18 protein-coding genes are annotated in these 25182 nt (G+C 69.8%); 12 read left to right on the forward strand and 6 right to left on the reverse strand.

All coding sequences use genetic code 11. The annotated features are described in order from the left end of the window. Positions 1–2: 2 nt before the first annotated feature. The 5 genes from Mam01_RS28675 to Mam01_RS28695 all read left to right on the forward strand — a co-directional run bounded on the left by Mam01_RS28675 (position 3) and on the right by Mam01_RS28695 (position 5616). Positions 3–497 carry a nucleotide exchange factor GrpE gene (locus tag Mam01_RS28675; protein WP_204288329.1) on the forward strand — a complete coding sequence of 165 codons (495 nt, stop codon included), beginning with the start codon at positions 3–5 and terminating at the stop codon, positions 495–497. After that, a complete protein-coding gene (locus tag Mam01_RS28680; protein ID WP_204288330.1) occupies positions 497–1486 on the forward strand; it encodes a DnaJ C-terminal domain-containing protein in 990 nt (329 codons plus the stop codon). Before Mam01_RS28675 ends, Mam01_RS28680 begins: the two co-directional genes overlap by 1 nt. After that, a complete protein-coding gene (locus Mam01_RS28685) occupies positions 1483–1794 on the forward strand; it encodes a chaperone modulator CbpM (RefSeq protein ID WP_204288331.1) in 312 nt (103 codons plus the stop codon). Before Mam01_RS28680 ends, Mam01_RS28685 begins: the two co-directional genes overlap by 4 nt. Further along, the gene (clpB, locus tag Mam01_RS28690; RefSeq protein WP_204288332.1) at positions 1785–4403 is read left to right on the forward strand and encodes an ATP-dependent chaperone ClpB; all 2619 of its coding nucleotides are present in this window, start codon (positions 1785–1787) and stop codon (positions 4401–4403) included. The genes Mam01_RS28685 and clpB overlap by 10 nt, the downstream gene beginning before the upstream one ends. Before the next feature lie 61 nt (positions 4404–4464). Further along, a complete protein-coding gene (locus Mam01_RS28695) occupies positions 4465–5616 on the forward strand; it encodes a glutathione-independent formaldehyde dehydrogenase (RefSeq protein ID WP_204288333.1) in 1152 nt (383 codons plus the stop codon). A gap of 94 nt (positions 5617–5710) precedes the next feature. Here Mam01_RS28695 and Mam01_RS28700 read toward each other — a convergent pair whose 3' ends face one another. The 4 genes from Mam01_RS28700 to Mam01_RS28715 form a co-directional block, all read right to left on the reverse strand. After that, on the reverse strand, positions 5711–7765 hold the full coding sequence (locus Mam01_RS28700; RefSeq protein ID WP_239101699.1) for an alpha-galactosidase: 2055 nt from the start codon (positions 7763–7765) through the stop codon (positions 5711–5713). A gap of 58 nt (positions 7766–7823) precedes the next feature. Continuing rightward, positions 7824–8663, reverse strand: a complete 840-nt coding sequence (locus Mam01_RS28705) for a LacI family DNA-binding transcriptional regulator (protein WP_204288335.1) — start codon at positions 8661–8663, stop codon at positions 7824–7826. Next, a complete protein-coding gene (locus tag Mam01_RS28710; protein ID WP_204288336.1) occupies positions 8660–11107 on the reverse strand; it encodes a glycoside hydrolase family 2 protein in 2448 nt (815 codons plus the stop codon). The genes Mam01_RS28705 and Mam01_RS28710 overlap by 4 nt, the downstream gene beginning before the upstream one ends. Positions 11108–11170: 63 nt before the next feature. Further along, positions 11171–12460 carry an ROK family transcriptional regulator gene (locus tag Mam01_RS28715; protein ID WP_204288337.1) on the reverse strand — a complete coding sequence of 430 codons (1290 nt, stop codon included), beginning with the start codon at positions 12458–12460 and terminating at the stop codon, positions 11171–11173. Between the two features lie 179 nt (positions 12461–12639). Here Mam01_RS28715 and Mam01_RS28720 point away from each other — a divergent pair, with 179 nt between their 5' ends. The 6 genes from Mam01_RS28720 to Mam01_RS28745 all read left to right on the forward strand — a co-directional run bounded on the left by Mam01_RS28720 (position 12640) and on the right by Mam01_RS28745 (position 21662). Further along, on the forward strand, positions 12640–14349 hold the full coding sequence (locus Mam01_RS28720) for an ABC transporter substrate-binding protein (protein ID WP_204288338.1): 1710 nt from the start codon (positions 12640–12642) through the stop codon (positions 14347–14349). A 4-nt stretch (positions 14350–14353) separates the two neighbouring features. Next, a complete protein-coding gene (locus Mam01_RS28725; RefSeq protein WP_204288339.1) occupies positions 14354–15349 on the forward strand; it encodes an ABC transporter permease in 996 nt (331 codons plus the stop codon). Beyond that, positions 15346–17109, forward strand: coding sequence for a dipeptide/oligopeptide/nickel ABC transporter permease/ATP-binding protein (locus tag Mam01_RS28730; protein ID WP_204288340.1), 1764 nt, complete (start codon positions 15346–15348; stop codon positions 17107–17109). The genes Mam01_RS28725 and Mam01_RS28730 overlap by 4 nt, the downstream gene beginning before the upstream one ends. Then, the gene (locus Mam01_RS28735; RefSeq protein ID WP_204288341.1) at positions 17106–17963 is read left to right on the forward strand and encodes an ABC transporter ATP-binding protein; all 858 of its coding nucleotides are present in this window, start codon (positions 17106–17108) and stop codon (positions 17961–17963) included. Before Mam01_RS28730 ends, Mam01_RS28735 begins: the two co-directional genes overlap by 4 nt. 146 nt (positions 17964–18109) lie before the next feature. Beyond that, positions 18110–19540, forward strand: a complete 1431-nt coding sequence (locus tag Mam01_RS28740) for a cellulase family glycosylhydrolase (protein ID WP_204288342.1) — start codon at positions 18110–18112, stop codon at positions 19538–19540. An 88-nt stretch (positions 19541–19628) separates the two neighbouring features. Next, complete coding sequence (locus Mam01_RS28745) at positions 19629–21662, forward strand: beta-galactosidase (RefSeq protein ID WP_239101700.1); 2034 nt, start codon at positions 19629–19631, stop codon at positions 21660–21662. A 14-nt stretch (positions 21663–21676) separates the two neighbouring features. Here the strand turns inward: Mam01_RS28745 and Mam01_RS28750 are convergent, their stop codons facing one another. Then, positions 21677–22894 carry an ROK family transcriptional regulator gene (locus tag Mam01_RS28750; protein WP_204288343.1) on the reverse strand — a complete coding sequence of 406 codons (1218 nt, stop codon included), beginning with the start codon at positions 22892–22894 and terminating at the stop codon, positions 21677–21679. A 372-nt stretch (positions 22895–23266) separates the two neighbouring features. After that, a complete protein-coding gene (locus Mam01_RS28755; protein ID WP_204288344.1) occupies positions 23267–24112 on the reverse strand; it encodes a class I SAM-dependent methyltransferase in 846 nt (281 codons plus the stop codon). A 477-nt stretch (positions 24113–24589) separates the two neighbouring features. On the opposite strand from Mam01_RS28755, the gene Mam01_RS28760 reads away from it, so the two are divergent. After that, positions 24590–24955 (forward strand): nuclear transport factor 2 family protein, encoded by a 366-nt coding sequence (locus Mam01_RS28760; RefSeq protein WP_204288345.1) that lies wholly within the window; start codon positions 24590–24592, stop codon positions 24953–24955. The last annotated feature ends 227 nt before the right edge of the window (positions 24956–25182 follow it).

Here is a 25182-nt window from a genome sequence, read left to right on the forward strand (position 1 = left end):
ACATGACCGAGCGGAATGAGACACCACCTCCGGAGCCCCGGCAGGCCGTCGAGGAATCCGTTGCGGAGAAGCTCGCCGAGCTGGAGGACCGGTGGCTGCGGGCCGTCGCCGAGGTCGACAACCTCCGCAAGCGTGCCGCGCGCGACTTGGCCCGGCAGCGGATCGACGAGCGCACGCGCGTCGCGGCGGAGTGGCTGCCGGTGATCGACAACCTCGAACTCGCGCTCAAGCACGCGGACGCCGACGCCGACGCGGTGATCGAGGGGGTCCGGGCCGTCCGCGACCAAGCGGTCGGCGTGCTCGCACGCCTCGGCTTCCCGCGCAGGGACGACGTGGGTACGCGGTTCGACCCCGCCAGGCACGAGGCGGTCAGCACGGTCGCCGTCCCGGACGCCGACCCCGGCACCGTCGTCGAGGTCGTACGGCCCGGCTACGGCGACGGCGCGCTGCAACTACGCCCGGCCTCCGTCGTCGTCTCCACGAAAGCCGACGAGTGATGGCGGATCGCGACTTCTACGAGATCCTGGGCGTGCCGAGAACGGCGGACCAGGACGACATCCAGCGGGCCTACCGGAAGCTGGCCCGCACCTACCATCCCGACGTCAACAAGTCCCCCGACGCCGAGGACCGCTTCAAAGAGGTCTCAGAGGCGTACGAGGTGCTGTCGGACCCCGGGACGCGGCGGCGGTACGACGCGTTCGGGCCGGACTTCCGCCGCGTACCCGAAGGCGTCGACCCGGCGACGTACGCCCGCGCCCGCGCCGGAGCGGGAGCCGGCGCGGGGCCGGGCTGGGCGGGGCCGGGGCCCGGCTGGGCGCGCGGACCGGGCGGGGAGGAGATCCACTTCACCACCGGCGAGGGCTTCGAGGGCGTCGACCTCGAAGATCTGCTCGGCGGCGTCTTCGGCAGGCGCAGGCGCGGCGCGACCGGCCGCGGCTGGGGCCCGGTGCCCGGCGCCGACCAGGAGGCCGAGCTGCCGCTCACGGTCGAGGAGGCCTACCGCGGCGGCCGGCGGACCATCACGATCCCCGGCCCGGACGGCGGGCGGACCCTCCAGGTGAACATTCCCCCCGGCGTGACCGACGGCCGGCGGATCCGGCTCGCGGGCCAGGGCGGCGCGGGCGGCGACGGCGCCAGGGCGGGCGACCTCTACCTGATCGCGCGGATCGCCGACCACCCCCGCTACCGCCTGGAGGGGCGCGACATCCACGTCCGCCTCCCGCTGACGCCGTCGGAGGCCGCGCTGGGGGCGACCGTCGCGGTCGACACGCCCGGCGGGGAGGCGAAGGTCAAGGTGCCGCCGGGCACGTCGTCCGGGCGCCGCCTGCGTCTGCGCGGACAGGGCATGCCGAACCCGCGCGGCCGGCCCGGAGACCTGCTGGCCGAGGTCCAGATCATGGTGCCGCCCACGCTCGGCGACGAGGAGCGCCGTCTGTACGAGCAACTGGCCAGGATCTCGGCGTTCAACCCGAGGAGCCCGTCATGACGTATCCGCTCATCCGGCTCGCCCACCTGGACCTGGAGTCCTTCTCCCGGGCTACGGGACTGCACCCCGAACTGGTGCGCCGCCTGGTGGCGCTGGGGCTGATCGACGCCTGGAGGGACTCCTCGGGCGGCCTGTGCTTCCCGCCCGCCCAGGTTGTCGCCGCGGGCCGCCTTCAGCGCCTGCACGCGGGGCTCGCCGTCAACTACGCCTCCCTCGGCCTCGTGACGGACCTCCTGGACCGCATCGCGGAGCTGGAAGCGGCTCTGCGTACCCGTACGAGAAGGACCGGAGACAGATCGTGGACCTGAACCGCCTGACGCAGAAGTCGCAGGAGGCCCTGCACGACGCCCAGACCGCGGCGATCCGCTTCGGACACACCGAGGTCGACGGGGAGCACCTGCTGCTGGCGCTGGTCCGGCAGCCCGACGGGCTTATCCCGCGCCTGCTGTCCACCGCCGGCGCCGACCCGGACAAGCTCCGGCTCGAACTGGAGCACGAGCTGGAGCGGCGGCCCCGCACCACCGGTCCCGGCGCCGCCCCCGGCCAGGTCTACGTCACCCAACGCCTGTCGCGGCTGCTCGACGCCGCCGAGCGGGAGGCCGGCCGGCTGAAGGACGAGTACGTGTCGGTCGAGCACCTGCTGATGGCGCTGCTGGACGAGGGCGTCGACAGCGCGGCGGGCCGGCTGCTCAAGGGACACGGGCTGACCCGTGAGCGCTTCCTGCAGGTCCTGACGCAGACACGCGGGAACCAGCGGGTGACCTCCGCCAATCCGGAGGTCGCGTACGAGGCGCTGGAGAAGTACGGGCGCGACCTCGTCACCGCGGCGCGCGCGGACAAGCTCGACCCGGTCATCGGGCGGGACGGCGAGATCCGCCGGGTCGTCCAGATCCTGTCCCGCAAGAGCAAGAACAACCCGGTCCTGATCGGCGACCCGGGCGTGGGCAAGACGGCGATCGTGGAGGGCCTCGCGCAGCGCATCGCGCGCGGCGACGTGCCGGAGGGCCTGAAGGACAAGACGATCTTCAGCCTGGACATGGGCGCGCTGGTCGCCGGGGCGAAGTACCGCGGCGAGTTCGAGGAGCGCCTGAAGGCCGTGCTCACGGAGGTGACGGCGTCCGAGGGGCGCATCCTGCTGTTCGTCGACGAGGTGCACACGGTGGTCGGCGCGGGCGCCGCCGAGGGGGCGATGGACGCCGGCAACATGCTCAAGCCGATGCTGGCCCGCGGCGAGCTGCACATGATCGGCGCGACGACCGTGGCGGAGTATCGCAAGCACATCGAGAAGGACGCCGCGCTGGAGCGCCGCTTCCAGCCCGTCTTCGTCGACGAGCCGTCGGTCGAGGACTCCATCTCCATTCTGCGCGGGCTGCGCGAGCGGCTCGAGGTCTTCCACGGCGTGAAGATCCAGGACGGCGCGATCGTCGCCGCGGTCGTGCTGAGCCACCGCTACATCTCCGATCGCTTCCTCCCCGACAAGGCGATCGACCTCGTCGACGAGGCGTGCGCCATGCTCCGTACGGAGATCGACTCGATGCCCTCCGAGCTGGACGAGCTGACCCGCCGGGTGACGCGGCTGGAGATCGAGGAGGCGGCACTCGCCAAGGAGGACGACCCGGCGAGCCGGGAGCGCCTGGAGGCGCTGCGCAGGGAGCTGGCCGACCTGCGGGCCGAGGCCGACGCCATGCGGGCCCAGTGGGAGGCCGAGCGGCACGCCCTGCGCAAGGTGCAGCAGCTGCGCGAGGAGATCGAGAGCGTACGCCGGGAGGCCGAGCAGGCCGAGCGCATGTACGACCTGAACCGCGCGGCCGAGCTGCGACACGGCAGGCTTCCCGAACTGGAGCGCAGGCTGCGTGCCGCGGAGGAACAACTGGAGAGCAAGCAGGGCGGGCACCGGCTGCTGCGCCAGGTGGTGACCGAGGAGGAGATCGCCGACATCGTGTCGCGGTGGACCGGCATCCCGATCAGCCGACTGCAGGAGGGCGAGCGGGAGAAGCTGCTACGGCTCGACGAGATCCTCCAGCAGCGGGTGATCGGCCAGGACGAGGCCGTGCGGGCGGTCGCCGACGCCATCATCCGGGCGCGCTCGGGCATCAAGGACCCCCGCCGCCCGATCGGGTCGTTCATCTTCCTCGGGCCGACCGGAGTCGGCAAGACCGAGCTGGCCAAGACGCTGGCCGAGGCGTTGTTCGACACCGAGGAGAACATCGTCCGCGTCGACATGAGCGAATACCAGGAACGCCACACCGTCAGCCGCCTCGTCGGCGCCCCGCCCGGGTACGTCGGCTACGAGGAGGGCGGCCAGCTCACCGAGGCCGTGCGGCGCAAGCCCTACTCCGTGGTGCTCTTCGACGAGATCGAGAAGGCGCACACGGACGTGTTCAACACCCTGCTGCAGGTGCTGGACGACGGGCGGCTCACCGACGCCCAGGGGCGCACGGTCGACTTCCGCAACACCGTGATCATCATGACGTCCAACATCGGCTCGCACTACCTCAGCGAGAAGGCGGCGCCGTCGGGCGAGATCGACCCGGAGGTGCGCGAGATGGTCATGGCGGAGCTGCGCGCCCGCTTCCGTCCCGAGTTCCTCAACCGCATCGACGACATCGTGCTGTTCAAGCCGCTCACCGAGGCCGAGATCGAGCAGATCGTCACGCTGATGTTCGACGACATCAGAGCGCGGCTCGCCGAGCGCAGGATGACGCTCGAGATCACCCCGGAGGCGGTCCGCCACATCGCCGAGCGCGGGTTCGACCCGATCTACGGAGCCCGCCCGCTGCGGCGTTACATCGCCCGCGAGGTGGAGACCCGGGTCGCGCGGGCTCTGATCGCCGGCGACGTCCGCGACGGCGCGACCATCCGGGTGGAACTGTCCGGCGGCGAGATCGTGGTCACGTACGAGAACCCGGAGGGCTGACCGATGCCGCCGAAGGTCGTGGAGTCGAGGCGGCGCGAGTTCTTCCAGAAGCGAGGACATCATGAAGGCAGTCGTATACGAGGGACCCCGGCAGGTCGGCGTCAGGAACGTGCCGGACGCGCGGACAGAGATGCCCACCGATGTCCTGGTCCGTGTCACCACGACCAACATCTGCGGGTCGGACCTGCACATGTACGAAGGCCGGACCGACCTGGAGCCGGGCCGTGTCCTCGGCCACGAGAACCTCGGCGAGGTGGTCGAGGTGGGGCCGGGAGTGGTACGCGTCCGCGTCGGCGACATGGTCTGCGTGCCGTTCAACGTCGCGTGCGGCTTCTGCGCCAACTGCGAGAGAGGCCTGACCGCCTTCTGCCTCACCACCAACCCGGAGCCCGGGGTGGACGGGGCCGCTTACGGCTTCGCGGACATGGGCCCGTACAACGGCGGCCAGGCCGAGCTGCTGCGCGTGCCGTTCGGTGACTTCAACTGCCTGGTCCTGCCGGACGACGCGCGGGAGAGGCAGAGCGACTACGTCATGCTGGCCGACATCTGGCCCACCGGCTGGCATGCGACCCAGCTCGCCTGTGTGCAGGCCGGCGACTCGGTCGTGATCTACGGGGCGGGGCCGGTCGGCCTGATGGCCGCCTACTCCGCGACGTTCAAGAGCGCGGGCATGGTGATGGCCGTGGACCGCCACCCGGACCGGCTGGCCAAGGCCGAGGAGATCGGGGCGATCCCGATCGACGACTCCAAGACGTCGCCGGTCGACCGGATCATGGAGCTCACGCACGGCAGGGGCGCCGACCGGGGCTGCGAGTGCGTGGGCTACCAGGCACACGACCCGCAGGGGCATGAGCATCCCAACATGACGCTGAACAACCTCGTCAAGTCGGTGAGGTTCGCCGGGACGATCGGGGTCGTGGGCGTGTTCATCCCCACGGATCCCGGCAGCCCCGACGACCTCTACAAGCAGGGCGAGATCGCCTTCGACTACGGGATGTTCTGGTTCAAGGGCCAGACCATGGGCAACGGCCAGTGCAACGTCAAGAACTACAACCGGCAGCTCTGCACCCTCATCCACGAGGGGAAGGCCCGGCCGTCGTGGGTCGTCTCACACGAGCTGGATCTGGACGACGCGCCCGGCGGCTACGAGCACTTCGACCGGAGGGATCCCGGCTGGACCAAGGTCGTCCTGCATCCCGCCGGCACCGGCTGACCCTCCCGTGGCGGCCGCGGGCCTCCCGGTCGGACCGCTCTGACAATGAGGAGGACGCGCTTCGTCTTCGACGTGCGGCTGTGGTCCCCGCCGCTCAGACCCGGCGGCAGAGAAACAGGAAGGCGGTGCCTGGTCTGTCGGCGAACCGTGGGGCGGGCAGGCCGATGGCGGCGAGGGCGCGGCCGGTGAGCCGCACCTGGCTCGACGCCCAGTCGGGATGACGGTCGAGCGGTCCGGACACCTCACCGGGGATGACCTCGACGACGTACTCGGCGTCGGGGTCGAGCCCGGGCAGTCGCATCGGCGCTGTCCGCTCCGCGACGCCGGTCTCCAGCTGCACATAGGAGTACACGGCCCGGCTCCGGTCGAGGGCCACGATGCCGTGGACCCATGCGGCGGGGTCGGGGTGGTCGGCCCGCACCACCTCGCCGGTGTGCAGCAGTGGGCGCAGTTCCTTGTACAGGGCGATCCATTCGGCCAGCGCGGCCCGCTCGGCGGGGGCCCATGCGGTGATGTCGGCCTCGATCCCGGCATGTCCGAACAAAGCGGTGGCAGCCCGGAAACCGAGCGTGGTGACGCGCCCGGTGATGTGGGAGGGGGACGAGCCGACGTGTGAGCCGATCAGCTCGTACGGCAGCAGCAGGCTGGTCCACCGCTGGATGTGCTGGCGTTCGACGGGGTCGATGTTGTCCGAACCCCAGACACGGTCGGTGCGCTCCAGAATGCCGAGATCGGCCCGGGCGCCACCGGAGGAGCACGACTCGATTTCCAGGGCGGGGAACCGGGCGCGCAGGTCGTCCAGCAGCCGGTAGACGGCCTCGGTCTGCGCATGAGTACCGGGCACGCCTTCGTGCACGGGCTCGGCCAGGTCGCGGTTGTGATCCCACTTGATGTAGTCGATGCCGTACTCGGCCACCATGCTGCTGATCCGTTCCAGCAGGTAGGCGTACACCTCGGGATGTGCCAGGTCCAGAGTGTGCTGGCTGCGCCGGGGTAGCGGCCACCGCTGCGGGTCGGCCAGCAGCCAGTCCGGATGGGCACGAACCAGATCGGAGTCGAGGTTGGCCATCTCGGGTTCGAACCACAGCCCGAACTGCATGCCGTGCTCGCGCACCCGCCCGACCAGTTTGTGCAGGCCGCCGGGCCAGACGGTCTCGTCCACGTACCAGTCGCCCAGGCCCGCGTCGTCGCTCCTGCGGTGCCGGAACCAGCCGTCGTCGACGACGAACCGCTCGGCACCCACCTCCGCCGCGGCGTCGGCGAGCGCGAGCAGGCGGTCCTCGCGGTGGTCGAAGTAGACCGCCTCCCAGGTGTTCATCGTCACCGGTCGCGCCGATCCCGGATGGGTCGCCCGGGCGCGCAGCATGGCGTGGAACCGTCGGCTCAACCCGTCCAGACCGGCGTCGGAGGCCGCGAAGTACACCCACGGCGTGCTGTACGACTCCCCCTGGCCGAGCCGTACCTCGCCGGGTTCGAGCAGCTCGCCGGCGGCGAGCACGGTGTCCCCCTCCGGGAGCCGCTCGACGTACTGGACGTGGTTGCCGCTCCAGGCGATGTGCACCCCCCACACTTCGCCGGTCCGGAACCCGAACCCCGGAGTGCCGACGACGAGCGGGCCGGCGTCGAACCAGGTCCGGCCACGGCGGTTCTCCCGTGACCAGGCGCCCTGGCGCAGCGGCGCCCGCTGCGGGGACCGCTCCCTGGCCCAGCGGCCGGCGAAGTCGAGCACCTCGCCGGCCTGCGCGGGCAGCGGCATCAGGCAGGCCAGGCGGTCCAGCGTGTACGGCGAGGCGGCGGTGTTGACGAGCGTGTGCCGCATCCGTAGCACACCCTGAGGCGTCAGCTCGATCTCAGTCGTCAGGCCCAGGCCACAGTCGGGGTCCTCGGCACGCGCCTCGACACGGCTTCCGTTCACGGTGACGGCCTCGGCCAGCGTGAAACGGGACGGACGCCAACCGCTGTCGTGACGCCCGGACAGCACCGGCCGGCCGAACCAGCCGTCGCCTTGGCTGGGCACCACATCCTGGCCGGGCACCGGCGGAAGCCCGGTGAGCGGTCCCGGGCAGACACCCCAGTGCGACACCCGCGGCGGGCGCGGGCCGGCGAGGTCGAGGACGACGCCGACGCCGTCCGCGGACAAAGCGATCACCAAAGCTCCAAGCCAGGGGTGCCGGGTAGGCCGGCGGGTGGGTGGGGTGACGCGCTCCTCATGCGGTGCTCGCCGGTGCGGTGGTCCCTCGGGGGATGAGCGTGGCGGTCGGGCACCGGCGTTCCGCGACCGGGCCTCCCTCGACGAGTTCCAGCAGAGACGCGGCGACCGACTGTCCGAAGAAGTGCACGTCGAGACTCATGGTGGTGAGCGGAGGCGATGCCAGGCGACACAGGCTGGAGTCGTCCCAGGCGATCAGACTGAGGTCGCCGGGAACATCACAACCCAGATCCTTGGCGGCGCCCAGGCCCGCGACCCCCATGAGGTCGTTGTCGTAGATGATCGCTGTGGGAGGGTCGGGCCGCTCCAGCAACATGGCGGTGAGTTTCGCCCCCGACTCCTCCGAGTAGTCCCCCTCCAGCACGACCGGCTCGATGCTGGCCGACCTCATGCTGTCGAACAGCGCTTCGGTGCGGATCCGTGTGTGGATCAAGGCGGTGGGACCGCTGACCCGGGCGATGCGACGGTGCCCGAGCCTGCTGAGGTGGGCGACCGCTTCCCGCACCGCGCCGACGTCGTCCGTGCGGACGGCCGGGGTGTCTCCTTCCGGCTCGCCCGCCACCACGGCCGGCAGCCCGATCTCGCGAAGGACCGCGGGTCTGACGTCCTCGACCGTACGATTCACCAGCACCACGGCGTCGACCATGCGGTTGTCCGCCCACCGGCGGTACGCGGCGATCTCTGCCTCGTGGGTGTTGACGACATGCAACAGCACGGAACGGTCGTGCTCGGCGAGCAGCTCTTCGATACCCGCGATGAACTCCAGGAAGAACGGTTCCGCACCCAGCAGGCGTGGTGGCCTGGCGAGCACCAGGCCGACAGGGGTGCCCGCGCTCACGTCGCGACCGCCGTCAAGGTGTTGGCACTGCACAGCACGCCGGGAGCGGTCAGGGCGGACGGGTCGTCCAGCACCTCGGAGGTCCGCACGAGGAAGGTGTGCGACTGTCCGGCAGGCAGTGAGACCAGCATGTCGTCCACCAGGGCGTCGGCGGCGACCTTGTCGGCCAGCAGAGCGATGTCACGGGTGAAGGAGACGGCTCGCACCTCGACCTCGTAGCCGCCGGGCAGCCTCCTGACGGCCGTGATAAGCGGCGCGGGCTCGTACGCCAGGTCCCGATCCTCCGCGAACACGTGACAGATGCGGACGTCACCGACGCTCATCACCACCACCTCCCGCTTCGCGTCGGCGGGATCGAGCAGGTCACCGGGCAGTTCGACGGCACCCACCGACCGGGGCGGCACGACGAGGGTCAGGTCGGCGTCGGCCAGCACGTTGCCGGCGAGCGTCTGCCGGACCGCGGCAACCGTCCCCGTCCACGCCTCGTCGTGGTCGTTGACGGCGATCAGAACCGCCCGGCCGTCCCTCGGCTGAACGGTGAGCAACCGGGGTGCGAAGGCGTGCTTGAGGGCGTAGTAGAGGGGCTTGGGCCGTCCGTCGCCGTCCACCGCCGCCCAGGATGTGACCGGCCAGCAGTCGTTGAGCTGCCACACCAGTGCCCCGGCCGTACGCGGCCACCAGGAGCGGAAGTGCTCGACGCCGAACGCGACGGCGCGGGCCTGGTTGAGCTGCGCCGCCCAGTGCCAGTCCTCGAAGGCGGCGGGCACGGAAAGGTGCGGCTCCATCCCCCGGTCGAGCTTGACGTCGCCGTTCTCGGCCTTCTGATGGAGCAGAAACCCCGGTGAGCTCGGCGTCATCGGCTCGTCATGGATCCACCTGGTCAGGGTGCGCCAGGTAGGCGGTGCCTGGAAGCCGAACTCGGCGCAGAAGCGCGGGATGTGGTCGCGGTAGTGGGTGTAGTCGACCTTGTTCCAGACGGCCCATTCGTGCCGGGTGCCGTGGTCGTCGTCGTTCGGCCGTGAGTCGCCGGGGCTGTAGGGGCTACCGGGCGTGTAGGGCCGGGTGGGGTCGAGCTCCGCCACGATCCTCGGCAGCAGTTCGGTGTAGTAGCCGAGTCCCCAGGTGCGTCCCTGAAGTGTGTCGCGCCAGCCGGGCCACTCCGCGAAAGCCTCCAGGTTCTCGTTGTTGCCGTTCCACAGTGCCAGCGAGGGGCGGGAGACCAGGCGGGTGACGTTCTCCCGCGCCTCGGCCTCGACCTCGCTCCACAGCGGCTCCTCCTCGGCATAGAAGGCGCAGGCGAAGGGGAAGTCCTGCCACACGAGCACCCCCCGCTCGTCGCAGACGTCGTAGAAGTCGTCGCTCTCATAGACGCCGCCGCCCCAGACCCGCAGCATGTTCATGTTCGCGGCCACGGCCTGGTCGACTCTCCGGGCGATCCGCTCACGATCGACTCGGGTGAGGAAGTGGTCGTCGGGAATCCAGTTGGCGCCCTTGGCGAAGACGGGCCTGCCGTTGACGACGAAGGTGAACGGGCTGCCTGTCGAGTCGGGTTCGGTGTCAAGGGCGATCGTGCGGAAGCCGACACGTCGCCGGGCGACGTCCACCGGCTGGTCGTCCTCCAGCAGCGTGACCGTCAGGTCGTACAACGGCTGGTCACCGTAGCCGACCGGCCACCACAGGCTCACCTGCGGCACCAGCACGGTGACCGTCGCCGCGCCTCCGGACACGGGCACGAGTTCGGAACGGCCTCCCACATCGGCCCTGATGCTGTAGCGGCCGTCGCGGACGCGGTCGAGGTCCACGTGTACCTCGACGCGGCCGGTGTCGTCGGCGTCCACGGTCACCAGCGGGCGTACGCGGGAGAGCCGGGCGCTGTCCCAACGCTCCAGCCGCACCGGCTTCCAGATGCCGGCTGTCTGCAGGTCGGGGCCCCAGTCCCAGCCGAACGAACAGGCCATCTTGCGGACGGCGTTGTAGGGATGAGGGTAGGCGCGCATGCGCGAGCCCAGTTTCTCCTCCACCTCCTCGGCGTGGTTCAGGGCGGAGCGGATCGTCACCACGAGTTCGTTCGCGCCGTCCTGCAGGATCGCACCCACGTCGAAGCGGTATCCGCGATGCATGTTCGCGGTATGACCGAGAAGCCGTCCGTTGAGGTGCACCGTCGCGACCGTGTCGACGCCGTCGAACACCAGGTCCACTCGCTCGCCGGGTCGCGCGGCCGACGTCTGGAAGGTCGTCGTGTACCTCCAGTCGGCGCGGTGCGTCCACACCAGTTCCGCTTCGTTCCGGTCCAGGTACGGGTCCGGAACAAGACCCGCCGCCATGAGATCCAGGTGAGAGCTGCCCGGCACCCGCGCCGGGATGTCGCAGTCGGCGACCGCCTCCGGGACGGGTCCTCCGACCACCCGCAGACGCCACCGGTCGTGCAACATCTCGCGGATCATGTGCCCTCTTCCCTCGGGTGCCGAGTAGCCGTCTGCGCTACTTGCTTACTTAAACTATCGAAGTTAGTCAACCTCCGACGCGACGAGGGAATAGGGAAGCGCGACGGGCTCGGCGTCCAGCCTCTCCGGCAGGCGGGCGGCCTGGCTGAGGGGCACCAGTTCCGACTCCAGCACCAGCGCGGCGGCGCCGACGGCGGAGGCGGTGGCGGCCGAGCGTGAGAGCCGTACGTCCACAGGCTGCGCGGCGCGCGAGAAGGCCGTCCGCTGGAGCTCCTGCTGGACGACGGGGAGGTAGACCGAGCCCGCGATCGCGAAGCCCGGCCCGGTCAGCACGAGGACTTCGAGGTCCATGATGTTGGCCAGGCTACGGGCCGCCGCCGCGATGTAGCGGGCCGACCTCTCGAGCAGCGCCAGGGCACCCGGCTGGCCCCTGGAGGCCGCCCGGCTGATCGCGGCGAAGTCGGCGGCGGTCGAGCCGTGCCTCCCACGGGCCCCCAGGCCGACGGCCTCGGCCAGCGCGGCGTCCGCCTGCACGGCCGTCACCACCGCGGCGGTGCCGGCCATCACCTCCGCGCAGCCCTGGGCTCCGCACCAGCACTCAGGGCCGTCCATGTCGACGCAGATGTGCCCGAATTCGCCCGCGTTACCGTTGGGGCCGCGGTAGGTGATGCCGTTGATGACCAGGCCGGCGCCGATCCCCGTACCGAGATAGACGACCGCTGCCGATGTGGCGCCGCCGAAGCCGCCCGACCAGTGCTCACCCAGCGCCGCGGCGGTGGCGTCGTTGTCGAGCACCACCGGCAGGCCCGTCGCACGCTCCAGCGCTTCGCCCAGCGGGAACCCCTCCCAGTGCCGCATGGTCGGCGGCGCGAGGCCCACCCCGGGAGCGGAGCTGCGCGGGCCGGGAGAGACCAGGCCGACGCCGAGCACGCGTCCGCGCCGCACGCCGATGCTCTCGATCAGCCTGGAGATCTCCTCGGCCGTCCGCGACACGACGGTGTCCGGCTCCTCCGCGCCGGCGCCGCGCCGCACGATGCGGGCCACCACGGTTCCGGCGAGATCGGTCAGGACGTACGTCATGGCGCCGTGGTCGAGATGGACGCCCACCGCGTAGCGGGCGGTGTGGTTGAGCTGGAGCAGGATCCGCCGCTTGCCACCCGTCGACTCCGCGCGGCCGGTCTCCACCACCAGGCCCTCCTCGATGAGCCGGCGGACCAGCGCGGAGATCGTGGGCCCGGTGAAGCCGGTGGCGGCGACCAGCCCGACGCGGCTGATCGTGCCCGCGGCCCTGATCGCGTCCAGGACGGCGGCCTTGCTGCTCGCGTGCGGCTTCGCCCTTGCTCCTGTGCTCACTGCCACCCCGCCTTGGCCTGAATCCCGTCGGCCTGCGGTGAGCGTACAAGCCCGCTTCGCGACCCCATAGAGCCGCACACTACGCCGGAGCGGCCGGCCCTGAAATTTTCACGACCCGTTGACTTACTTAAGTCAGCGAATTAACAATGCTCAGCATCGTTCGAGAGGACTTTCCCGCTATGTCCATCAAGACATCCCGCGCGGCGGCCGGACTCGCTGCGTTGACACTGGTCGCCGGATGCTCATCGTCCGGAGGCTCGCCGGGACAGGCGGCCGGAGCGACGTCCGGGGCCGACGGATCGGCGGCCTCCTCCGAGCCTCTGGTCGTGTACACCGGCGGGTCAGGTGACATCCAGCCCATCTTCAACCCGTACCTGCCGGGGGCCCTCGGCGGCGGGGGAACGATCTTCGAGCCGTTGTTCTTCTACAACACCGTGCGCAGCGAGGGCGCACCCAGGCCCCGGCTCGGCGAGAGCTTCTCCTGGAACGACGACGGCACGGAGCTGTCGATCTCGCTGCGCAGCGGCGTCAAGTGGTCCGACGGCCGGCCGTTCACCGCCGACGACGTCGTGTTCACGCTGAAAATGATCACGGAGCACAAGGCCATGAACGGCACGGGCTACCAGGGCAGGGCGACCGCCACCGACGCCACCCACGTGGTGATCAAATTCGACGAGCCGGCCTTCGTGGACGGCCCGCAGGTGCTCGGCCGGATCTGGATCGTGCCCGAGCACAAGTGGAAGGACATTCCCGACCCCACGAAGGAGCAGCTGCGCGAGCCCGTCGGCACCGGGCCCTACGTGGTGGACGAGCTCAAGCCCCAGGCGTTCACGTTGAAGGCGAACCCGAACCACTGGGGTGGCGAGCCCGCCGTGAAGAAGATCCGTTTCCCCTCGTTGTCAGGCAACCAGTCCGGCGCCACCGCGCTCAAGGCCGGCCAGATCGACTGGCAGACCGGACCGGTGCCGGACATCGCGAACGTGGAGCAGAGCTATCCCGGGTACAAGCTGATCACCACTCCGGTGAACCAGATGGTGCTGGACACCTGCGCCAACGCCGACCTGGGGTGCAAGGGCCCGCAGACCGACCCGGCCGTCCGCCAGGCGATCTACTATGCCGTCAACCGGACCCAGCTGAACGCGCTGGCATTCGAGAACACCAGCGCCGAGATCTCGCCGAGCATGGCCCTGCTGCAGCGGGACCAGGCGGTCATCTCCGGCCGGCTGCAGAACAAGGTCGCGCCGATGCGACCGGACGCGGCGAGGGCGCAGCAGATCCTGGAGAGCGCGGGCTACGCCAAGGGCGCCGACGGGATCTACGTCAAGGACGGCAAGCCCGTCAAGCTGACACTCAAGACGGTCGCCGGGTGGACCGACTACATCACCGCGGCCTACACACTGAGCCAGCAGCTGGCGAAGGCCGGCATCAAGGTGACCGCGCAACAGCTGTCGTACAACGAATGGGCCGACGCGCGGGGGCGTGGCGACTTCGAGCTGATGCTCGACTCGTTGTTCCAGGGACCGGCCGCCGACCCGTTCTACGTCTACAGCTACTTCTACAGCACCGACACCACCGACAAGGTCGGCGGGACGCCCGGCGCGAACGTCAGCCGCTTCTCCGATCCCGACGTGGACAAGGCCATCGCCGCACTGAAGAAGATCAACGTATCGGACACCGCGGCGCGGCAGCCGTACTTCGACACGATCCAGACCCGCATCGAGCAGTCGATGCCCTATGTCCCGCTGCTCACCCAGGGGACGATCAACATCTACAACGCCAGGAAGTTCACCGGCTGGCCGACCAAGGAGGACCTGTACGCCTTCCCGGCGGCCTGGCAGGCTCCGGACGCCTCGGAGATCTATCTGCGGCTCAGGCCCACGGGCAAGTGAGCCGATGCGGTACTACGTCCGCAAGTTCGGTTTCTACCTGGCCGCCTTGTGGGCGGCGGTCACACTGAACTTCTTCATCCCCCGGATGATGCCGGGCGACCCCGTGAGCATCCTGATGGCGAAGCTGCAGCAGCGGGGCGGCTCGGTGAACCCCGAGGCTCGCAGAGCCTACGAACTGCTGCTCGGCACCGACACGGGCGAGCCGTTGGCCAAGCAGTATCTGTCCTATCTCGGCAACATGCTGCACGGCGACTTCGGCATCTCGGTCAGCGCCTACCCGGTGCCCGTCTCGGAGGTCATCGCGACCTCCCTGCCCTGGACGGTCGTGCTGGTGGGCATCGCGACGGTGCTGTCGGTCCTGGTCGGCGCCGGGCTGGGAATGGTGGCGGGATGGCGGCGGGGCACCTGGCTCGACTCGCTGGTGCCCGCGACCACGGTGCTGGCGGCGGTGCCCTACTTCTGGCTGGCGCTCGTCCTCGTCGCCGTCTTCGGGTCCGCGCTGGGCTGGTTCCCGCTCATCGGCGGCTACGACGTCGACTTCACCCCCGGATGGAACCTCGACTTCCTCGGCTCGGCCGTCCACCACGGCATCCTGCCCGCGCTGACGATCGTGATCTCTTCGGTGGGCGGCTGGCTGCTGGGCCTACGCAACATGATGGTGTCCACGTTGTCCGAGGACTATGTGCTCACCGCCACCGCGAAGGGGCTGCCGGACAGGCGCGTGATGATCTGGTACGCCGCACGCAACGCGGCACTGCCGTCGATCGCCGGGTTCGCCATCTCCCTCGGGTTCGTGGTGGCCGGCTCCATCGTCACCGAACAGGTGTTCTCCTACCCCGGCATCGGCTCCAAGCTGCTTGAGGCCGTGCAGAACAACGACTACGCGCTCATGCAGGGCATCTTCCTGGTCACGACCGTGGCGGTGCTCGGCGCCAATCTGGTGGTCGACCTGCTCTACAGCGTTATCGACCCCCGAACCCGCGCGGGAGCGAACGCATGACCGATCTCGGTCCGGATTCCCCGGCGCCCCGGCGCGCCGCGCTGCCCCGGTTGTCGCCCAAACTGGTCACCGGGCTCGCCCTGATCACCGCGATCACCCTGTTCGGCGTCGCCGGCCCGCTCCTCCTCGGCGATCCGGACGCGATCAACGACATCGGACTGACGTCGCCCGGCGGAGGCCACGTCCTCGGCACCACGCAGATGGGCCAGGACGTGCTGGCCCAGATCGCGTACGCGACCAGGGGATCGCTGTACATCGGCGTGCTCGTCGGCGTGATGGCCACGGTCCTGTCGGCGCTGTTCGGCATCGTGGGCAGCTACGTCGGCGGCGTGGTGGACGAGGCGTTCTCCCTGTTCTCCAACGTGATGCTGGTGATACCCGGTCTCCCACTGGTCATCGTCATCTCCGCGTTCGTGCCGCCCGAGCAGCGAGGGGCGTGGACCATCGCGGTGGTGCTCGCGATCACCGGCTGGGCCGGGTCGGCCCGGGTGCTTCGCGCGCAGACGCTGACGTTGCGCAACCGGGAGTACGTCCTGGCCGCCCGCGTGGCGGGGGAGCCGGCATGGCGGATCATCACCGTCGAGATCCTGCCGAACCTCCTGCCGCTGCTGGCCTCCCAGTTCGTGTTCTCGGTGATCGCGGCGATCCTGTCAGAGGCCGGTCTGTCGTTCCTCGGGCTCGGCGCTTCGAACTCCTCCACCCTCGGCACGATGCTCTACTACGCCCAGAACGGCTTCGCGCTCCAACGCGGCGCGTGGTGGTGGTTCGCGCCGCCGGGCCTGATCATCGCGCTGTTCGGATGCGGCCTCGCGCTGGTCAACTTCAGCATCGACGAGATCATCAACCCCAGGCTGCGCGCCGTACCACGCCGGATCCGGCACCCGCGGCGCGAGCCGGCGCCGGTCGGGCGGCCCTCGCAGGACGTCGTCGTGAGTGTGCGGAACCTGTCGGTGACCTACGGAAACACGGTGCAGGCGGTCAAGGACGTGTCGCTGGAGGTGCGGCGGGGCGAGATCCTGGGCCTGGCCGGCGAGTCGGGCAGCGGGAAGACGACGCTCGCGTACGCGATCAACCGCCTGCACCGGCCGCCGGCGGAGGTCACCGCCGGATCGGTCACATTCCATCACCGGGACGGCGGGGACACGGACGTGCTCGCCCTGCCGTCCGGCGAGCTGCGGGCCTTCCGGTGGTCGCAGATGTCGGTGGTGTTCCAGGGAGCGATGAACTCGCTGAACCCTGTCATGACGATCCGGGCGCAACTGGAGGACGTGCTCACCACGCACCGCCCCCGGCTCTCGCGGCACGACCGCCGGGCGCGCTGCGCCAGGGCGTTGGAGCTGGTGGGCGTGGACCCCGCGCGGCTGCGCTCCTACCCCCACGAGCTGTCCGGAGGCATGCGACAGCGCGTCATGATCGCAATGGCCATGCTGCTCGACCCGCAGGTCATGATCATGGACGAGCCGACCAGCGCCCTCGACGTGGTGGTGCAACGAGGCATCCTCCGCGAGATCCTGCGCCTGCGCGACGAGCTGGGATTCGGGATCGTGCTCATCACCCACGACCTTCCCCTTCTCCTTGAGGTGAGCGACCGCATCGCCGTGATGCTGGGCGGGGAGATCGTCGAGTGCGCGGCGGCTGAGGAAGTCCTCGCCCGGCCCCGCCATCCCTACACCCGGCGCCTGCTCGGATCGTTTCCCAGCCTCACGGGTGAGCGCGGCGCGTTCGTCCGCACCGGTGAGGCCACCGGAGGTGCGCGGTGACCACGCTCGACGTGAAGGACCTCGTCAAGGACTTCCGCATCCGGACCGGTCTGCGCGGACGGCGGCTGCGGGCGGTGGACCACGTCTCGTTCACGCTCACGCCCGGCCGTACGGTCGCCCTGGTCGGGGAGTCGGGTTCGGGCAAGTCCACGATCGCCAGGATCATCGCCCGGCTGGAACGGCCCACCGCCGGACAGGTCGTCGTGCAGGATGACGACGGCGGCCGGGTGCCCGATCGGGCGTACCGCGACCACGTGCAGATGGTGTTCCAGGACCCGTTCTCCTCACTGAACCCCTTCCACACCGTCGAGCACCATCTGATCCGCCCGCTGCTGCTGCACGGGCGGGCCCGTACCGGTGCCGAGGCCCGGAAGAAGGCCGGCGACCTGCTGGAACGGGTCAACCTACCGGCACGCGACATCGTCCACCGCCGCCCACACGAGCTGTCCGGCGGCCAGCGGCAGCGGGTCGCCATCGCCCGCGCGCTCGCGCCGGGGGCGAAGGTGGTCGTGGCCGACGAGCCCGTGTCGATGCTGGACGTCTCCATCCGGCTGGGCGTGCTGAACCTGCTGGCGCGCCTGCAGCGCGAGGAGAACCTCGCCGTTCTCTACATCACCCACGACCTGGCCACCGCACGGCACTTCTCCGACGACATCCTCGTGCTCTACCGAGGCCGGGTCGTGGAGCGCGGCCCGGCCGACGAGGTCATCCTCGCCCCGCGGCACCCCTACACCCGGCTCCTGGCCGCCGCCTCGCCGGACCCGGAGGCGCGCGGCCGTTCGTTCGACATCGATGCGGCGGCCGTCGTGGCCGCCGGCGAGGCTCCCGCCTACGACCATCGGATCCAGTCGTGAGGCGGCAGATCTCCGGATCCGCAAAGGAGAAAGAGGAAAGCCCAATGAAACACCGCGTCGCGTTAGTGACGGCGGCCGTCGGCCTCGTGGCCGCGGGCGCCGCGCTCGTGAATGCACCGGCCTCAGCCGCCGCCAGTGGCTGCTCAGTGAAATACAAGGTCGCAGGTGAGTGGTCGGGCGGCTTCCAGGGTGACGTCTCGATCACCAATCTGGGCGACCCGCTGACCAGCTGGACGCTGGAGTTCGACTTCCCCAATGCCGGTCAGGGTGTGAACAACGGCTGGAGCGCCGACTGGTCGCAGTCCGGCACCCACGTCACCGCCAAGAGCCTGAGCTGGAACGCCAATGTGGCCACCGGCGCCTCGGTGTCGATCGGCTTCATCGGCAAGTGGAGCGGGAGCAACCCGGTTCCCACCGCGTTCAAGGTCAATGGTGTCGCGTGCACCGGCCAGTCCCCCAGCCCCAGCGCGAGCCCCAGCGCAAGTCCCAGCTCAAGTCCCAGCGCAAGTCCCAGCGCAAGTCCCAGCGCGAGCCCCAGCCCTGATCCCGGTGGCCCCGCACCGCAGCTGCACGTCTCCGGCAACAAGATCGTGACGGCGGCCGGGAAGCCGTACCGGCTGCTGGGCGTCTCCCGCTCCAGCGGCGAGTTCGCCTGCGTCCAGGGCAAGGGGATGTGGGACTCCGGCCCGGTGGACCAGGCGTCGGTCGACGCGATGAAGAGCTGGAACATCCACGCCGTCCGCATCCCGCTCAACGAGGAGTGCTGGCTCGGCCTCAACGGCTCGCCCAGCGGCGCCGCCTACCAGCAGGAGGTCAAGAAGTACGCGGACCTGCTGGTCGCCAACGGCATCACGCCGATCCTCGACCTGCACTGGACCTCGGGCGCCTACAGCAACGGACCGGACTGGCACTGCAAGGACGCCACCGCGACGTGCCAGAAGCCGATGCCGGACGCGCAGTACGCTCCCCAGTTCTGGACCGGCGTCGCGAAGACCTTCAAGGGCGACAACGCGGTGGTCTTCGATCTGTTCAACGAGCCGTACCCGGAGGTCGGCAGCGACTGGAACAAGACCTTGGGCTGGCAGTGCCTGCGTGACGGCGGCACCTGCACCGGCATTCCCTATGAGGTGGCCGGCATGCAGGACCTCGTCGACGCGGTCCGGGCGACCGGCGCGACCAACGTCCTCATGGTGGGCGGCCTGGAGTGGGCCAACGACATGCGGGAGTGGCTGGCGTACAAGCCGAACGACCCGCTGAACAACATCGCCGCATCCTGGCACTCCTACAGCTTCAACGCCTGCGCCACGGCGTCCTGCTGGGACAGCCAGGTCGCTCCGCTCGCCGCGAAGGTCCCCGTGGTGACCGGTGAGTTCGGCGCGGACAACTGCGGCTACGACTACATGGACCAGCTCACGAAGTGGGCGGACAAGAACGGCGTGTCGTACCTCGCCTGGACCTGGAGCCCGTGGGGCTGCAGCACGGGCGCGGTGCTCATCAAGGACTACGCCGGCACGCCCGAGCCCGGCATCGGCGAGGGCTACAAGGCGCACCTGCTCACCCAGAACCCGTACGCATGATCACCTGTCCTGACCGCAGGTGACAGTGCCGGGCCCAGCCACCGGACCGCGGTGGCTGGGCTCGTAACGGCTCGCCAAGGAGCGTCACATGACCAACCCTCGTATGCACGCCTTCAGGAGCCGCCTGGGCGGCCTGGCCTACGGAGGCGACTACAACCCTGAGCAGTGGGACCGCGCCACCTGGCGGGAGGACGTCCGGCTGATGCGTGAGGCCGGAGTGAACCTGGTCTCGCTGGGGATCTTCGCCTGGGTCGCGATCGAACCAGCGCCCGGGGAGTACGAGTTCGGCTGGCTCGACGAGGTCATGGACCTCCTGCACGAGGGCGGCGTCAGCGTCAACCTGGCCACCCCCACCGCCGTGCCGCCCGCCTGGCTCACCCAACTGCACCCGGAGGTTCTCCCCATCATGGAGGACGGCCGGCCCCTCGGCCTGGGCAGCCGTCAGCACTTCGACCACGCCTCCCCTGTCTACCGTGAGTACGCCGCGAACATCGTCACCCGGCTCGCCGAGCGCTACTCATTCCACCCGGCTCTCGCGATGTGGCATGTCAACAACGAATACGGCCCCACGTCGTACAGCCAGGCCGCCGCCGAGGGCTTCCGCCGCTGGCTCCAGCGCAGGTACGGCGACCTCGACACCCTCAACGCCGCCTGGACCACCCGCTTCTGGGGCCAGGTCTACACGGACTGGAACCAGATCGAGGTGGCCAATGTCATGGGCGTCTGGATGAACCCCGCTCGCCGCCTCGACTTCCGGCGCTTCACCTCCGACTCTCTGCTCGAGTGCTACCTCGCCGAGCGTGACATCCTCCGCTCCTTCCGCGACGACATCCCGATCATGACCAACCTGATGTCCTTCTACCCGCACGCGGACTACTGGAGGTGGGCGCCGGAACAGGACGTCGCCGCCCTCGACGTCTACCCCGACCCCGGCGACCCGGGATCGCACATATCGACCGCATTCCACTACGACATGTTCCGCTCGCTGAAGAACGGTCAGCCGTGGATGGTCATGGAGCAGGCCGCGAGCGCCGTCAACTGGAGAGACGTCAACCTGGCCAAGGAACCCGGGCGGATGCGGCTCGGCTCGCTGCAGGCGCTGGCACGTGGATCCGACTCGGTGATGTTCTTCCAATGGCGGGCCGCCCGGGGCGGGGTGGAGCGCTTCCACTCCGCGATGGTTCCTCACTCCGGGCCGGACTCGCGGACCTTCCGGGAGATCACCGGCCTGGGACACGAGCTGAGTCTCCTCGCCCCGGTGGCGGGTACGACCATGCGCTGCGCCGACGTCGCGATCCTGTTCGACTGGGATGGCCGGTGGGGGCTGGAGGACACCGGATGGCTGCCCCGTGACGACTTCGACTATGGCGAAAGCGTGCTGCGCCATCATCGGCCGCTTTGGGAACACCACCACACCATCGACGTCGTGTCTCCCGGAAGTGACCTGGCGCCGTACAAGGTCCTGATCATCCCCAACGCGTACCTGATCGGCGACGAGGGCGTCGCAGCCGTCACCGAGTTCGCCCGCGCCGGTGGCACCGTCGTCATTTCCTTCTTCTCAGGGGTCGTGGACGAGTGCGACCGCGTCCGCCCCCACGGCTATCCGGGGGCGTTCCGCCACCTCATCGGGGCGAAGATCGACGAGTACTGGCCGGCGCGTCCCGGAGAGCGGTTCGCGGTCCGGTTCGCCGACGGGCGTACCGCCACCGCGAGCTGGTGGCGGGAGGACATTCATCTGGAGACCGGCACCGCGCTGGCGAGATACGCCGACGGGCCGCTGGCAGGACGCGCCGCGATCGTCGCGAACGCCTACGGCTCCGGCCGGGTCGTCTACTTCGCGACTCTCCTGGACGACGCCGCCTTCCATGCCGTCCTTCTGGACCAGGTCCGGACGGCCGGGGTCACGGATCCCTTCCCGGGCCTGCCCACCCACGTCGAGTGCACGGTACGGGAGGGCGGGGGGAACGAGTACCTCTTCCTCCTCAACCACAGCCCCGACGAGGACGTCGCCGTTCCCCTGGACCGCTCGGGAATCGACCTGCTGACGGGCGCCGCGGCAACCGAGGAGATCACATTGGCTCCTCTCGGCGCCGCCGTCATCCGGACAACACGGCACGTGTGACGGCTCCGGCGACGTCAGGCTCGTACGTCCAGCTCGAGGAGGGCCAGCTCGCCCTGCAGGACAAGCACGGCGCCGCCGATCGCCGCCGCGTCCGAGCTGCTGACCGAGGTGACCACCCGGACCGGGTGCGCCCGCCGGGCGAAGGTACGCCGTTGCACCTCCTCCTCGATCACAGACTGGTAGATCGACGCCGCGGTGGTGAAACTGGGGCCGGCGAGCACGATCAGGTCGAGGTCGAACAGGCTCGTCATCGTGACGGCGGCGGTGCCCAGATGGCGGGCGGAGCGCTCGATCAAGGTCCGTGCCGCCGGGTCTCCGGCGACGGCGGCGGTCGCGATGCGGGCGAACCCGGTCATGACGTCAGTATCCGCAGGGTCGAGCCCAAGCCGTTGACCGAGGCTCGACTCCTTCAGCGCCTGCCTTATCACGGCGGCGGGTTCCACGTAGTTTCCAAGGCAGCCGTAGTTGCCGCAATCGCATGGTCCTCCGTTGACGTCGATGGTGATGTGGCCGATCTCGACGGCGTTGGAAGAGACGCCGCGGTACACCTCGCCATCGATGACGACGCCCCCGCCGAGGCCACTGGCCATGTAGAGGCACCCGTACGTACGGGACTCCACCGCCCCCAGCCAGTACTCGCCGATCGCCGCGGCCGCCGCGTCGTTGTCGAGCAGCACCGGCAGGCCCAGGAGTTCGGACAGGCACGGCGCGACCGGATATCGGAACCACTCGGCGGTCGGCTGGTGGGTCAGCAGCACGCCCGCCTGCCGGTCCTGTGGTCCGTAGGTCGCCAGCCCCACTCCGAGCACTTTGCCGCGATCGACTCCGGCGGTCTCGATCAGGGCGTCCACACGCGAGGCCACCAGCGAGAGTGCCTGCTCGGGAGGCAGCAGCGCCGTTCCGGGGAACGCGGTCCTGGCCACCTGCCGGCCGGTCAGATCGACGATGACGATGATGCAGATGTTGCGTTCGAACAACACTCCTACGGCGTACCGGGCGTGCGGGTTGATCTGCAGCAGCGTCGGAGGCTTGCCTCCGGTCGACGCGCCGCGCCCGACCTCGACGACCAGCCCAAGGTCCATGAGCTCACGAACGACCTGGGTGATGGTCGCCGCCGTGACTCCGGTGTCGGCGGCGAGCTCGACCCGGCTGATGGTGCCTGCCTTCCGGATCCTGTTGAGCACGACGCCGCGGGTCCTCGGCCTCCCCGCCCCGATGGGGCTGGTCGCCATTCGGCCTCCCTTGAAGCCACCGACCGACCACAGGTTGCGAGGCTCGGTGGGGACGTGTCTCACGTGATTCAGCGACAACGGTTCATTGATCAGTCAATGAACTATTTTCCCACCGTCCTATGTAGTTGTCGTATCCGGCCACGTAACCGACAGTGGCGACCGCTGCGAGATCTGCGAGCGCACGGACGGTTCGACGGGGACGCGGAGGAGCGGCTGCACCGTACGGAGATCACGAGCCTGGTCGTCACCGGACACCCTCGCGCAGGACGAGACGTCCCTGCCGTCCCTGGAGGTGTGCCCGGCCGCACCGCTGCCGGCCGATGCGATCCGCGTGCATAGGGATGAGACAACCATCCTGAGCTGCGGCGTGGTTCACGCTATGAGCAAGCGGAGGCCGAGATCTGCCGCGTCAAGGGCGGTGAGGTCGCTGTTGCGCTCGGCCCACCGGCCGGAGTCAAGGTCGTCGCCGAGGCTTCGCACCGCCCGCTGCTCAGCCTCAGGCCCGACCTTCGTCCACACCGACATCGCACGGCGCACGTGCTCCTCCAGATAAGCCGCCGGTCGGCGCCAGTACGCCTCGAACAGGCCGTCAGCGCAGTCCCACGGGATGGGCACCGGCTCGGCGCGGGCGCCGATCGCGTCGGCCATCCCGGCAAGCGAGGGAAATTCCGCGAGGACGGCGGCGAACTCAGGCAGGTAGTCGCGGGTAAGCCAGAACCGGTCCTGCCAGCCAGGCTCGTCGGTGTCGAAGGTGAGCACCACTACGCGGTGAGCCACGCGCCGCATCTCGCGCAGCCCCGCTGTCGGATCCCCCCAGTGGTGAACGGTGGAGACGGCCATCGCGACGTCGAAGGACCGGTCCTCGAACGGCAGGTTCTCCGCGGTGGCGGCCACGCACGGCGCCGCGTCGGCAGGTCGCTGACCCCGCATGACCGCCGATGGCTCCACCGCGGTCACGTCGCGATCGGGAGGCTCGTAGGAGCCGGTGCCGGCCCCGACGTTCAGCACCGTCTGCGCGTCCCCGAGTGCATCCCATATCTGCGCGGCGATCCGCGGCTCAGTACGCCGTGTCGCGGGGTAAGCGCTGCCGATCTCGTTGTACAGCCGTGCGCCGAGCATCTCCAGTTGCTCCTCCGGTGTCACCTTCAGCCCCTTCGCCCGTGCCTCGAGTCCCCTCTCGATGGCCGCCCGGACACTCACACCGGCCAGCTCGGCCACGTGTCCCACAGTCCAGTGATCCTCCACGGCACCGACTACGCAGCCTGACGTCACCGCCACGTGAGGGTCAAGAGCCTCACTCACGCAACAAGTGCCGAATGCGGAGCAGCGTGTTGAACATGGCCTGGTCAGGCCGCTACGACCGCGCTGAGACGGTCCCTGTCGAGCATGTGATGCCCGAGGACCGCGGGAGGCGTGGTCGATGAGCGTGGCGGATCGCGCGCATCCCGTACGACAGGATCCCGGCGTGGCGCCCCAGGAGTTCCTACGCGACCGCATCGCGGCGTTCAAGGTGCCGGTCCGGTTCTGGTCCAGGGAGGCCGAGCTGCCGCGCAACCCGGGGGGAAGGTCCTCAAGACCCACCTGCGCAAGGAGACGCGCGCGCCGGAAGCATTACCCGGCGCGTAATCGCCTCTCCTCAAGGGTCCATGACACCGTTCACGTGTCGTCACCGAGACAACCTGAAGGAGCACGAAGATGACCGACTACACCGCCCTGGCCGAGCGTTACATCGCCGCCTGGAACGAGCGTGACCCCGAGGCCAGGGCGAAGGCAGTGGCCGCGCTGTGGACCGAGGACGGCGGCTACATCGACCCGCTGGCCACGGTGACCGGCCACGAAGGCGTCACCGCCGTGATCGCCGGCGCGCAGGACATGTTCCCCGGGTTCGTGTTCACCCTGGGCGGCGCCGTGGACGGTCATCACGACACGGCCCGGTTCACCTGGCACCTCGGCCCCGAGGGCGCCGCCGAGCCCGTCGTGATCGGTTTCGACGTCGTCGCGATCGCCGAGGACGGCCGGATCGGCAACGTGTACGGCTTCCTCGACAAGGTCCCCGCCTGACCGCCTCTCTGCGGGCTCCCGGCCGCCCCTCGTGCCGAGAGCCCGCTCGGCCAGGCTGCCGAGTCAGTCCGACTCCCACCATTCCTTGCTCTCCCGGGCGTACGTAGCCGCATCCAGCAGGTGCCGCAGGCCATTCGCGTTCCCGGCCGGCGAGGCTGCTGGGCGCGCAGGCGAGCATTCGGAAGGCGCGCTCGGCGATGTCCAGGGGTGACCGGTCCGGGCCGACC

The sequence above is a fragment of the Microbispora amethystogenes genome (assembly GCF_016863015.1).
Lineage (GTDB): Bacteria > Actinomycetota > Actinomycetes > Streptosporangiales > Streptosporangiaceae > Microbispora > Microbispora amethystogenes.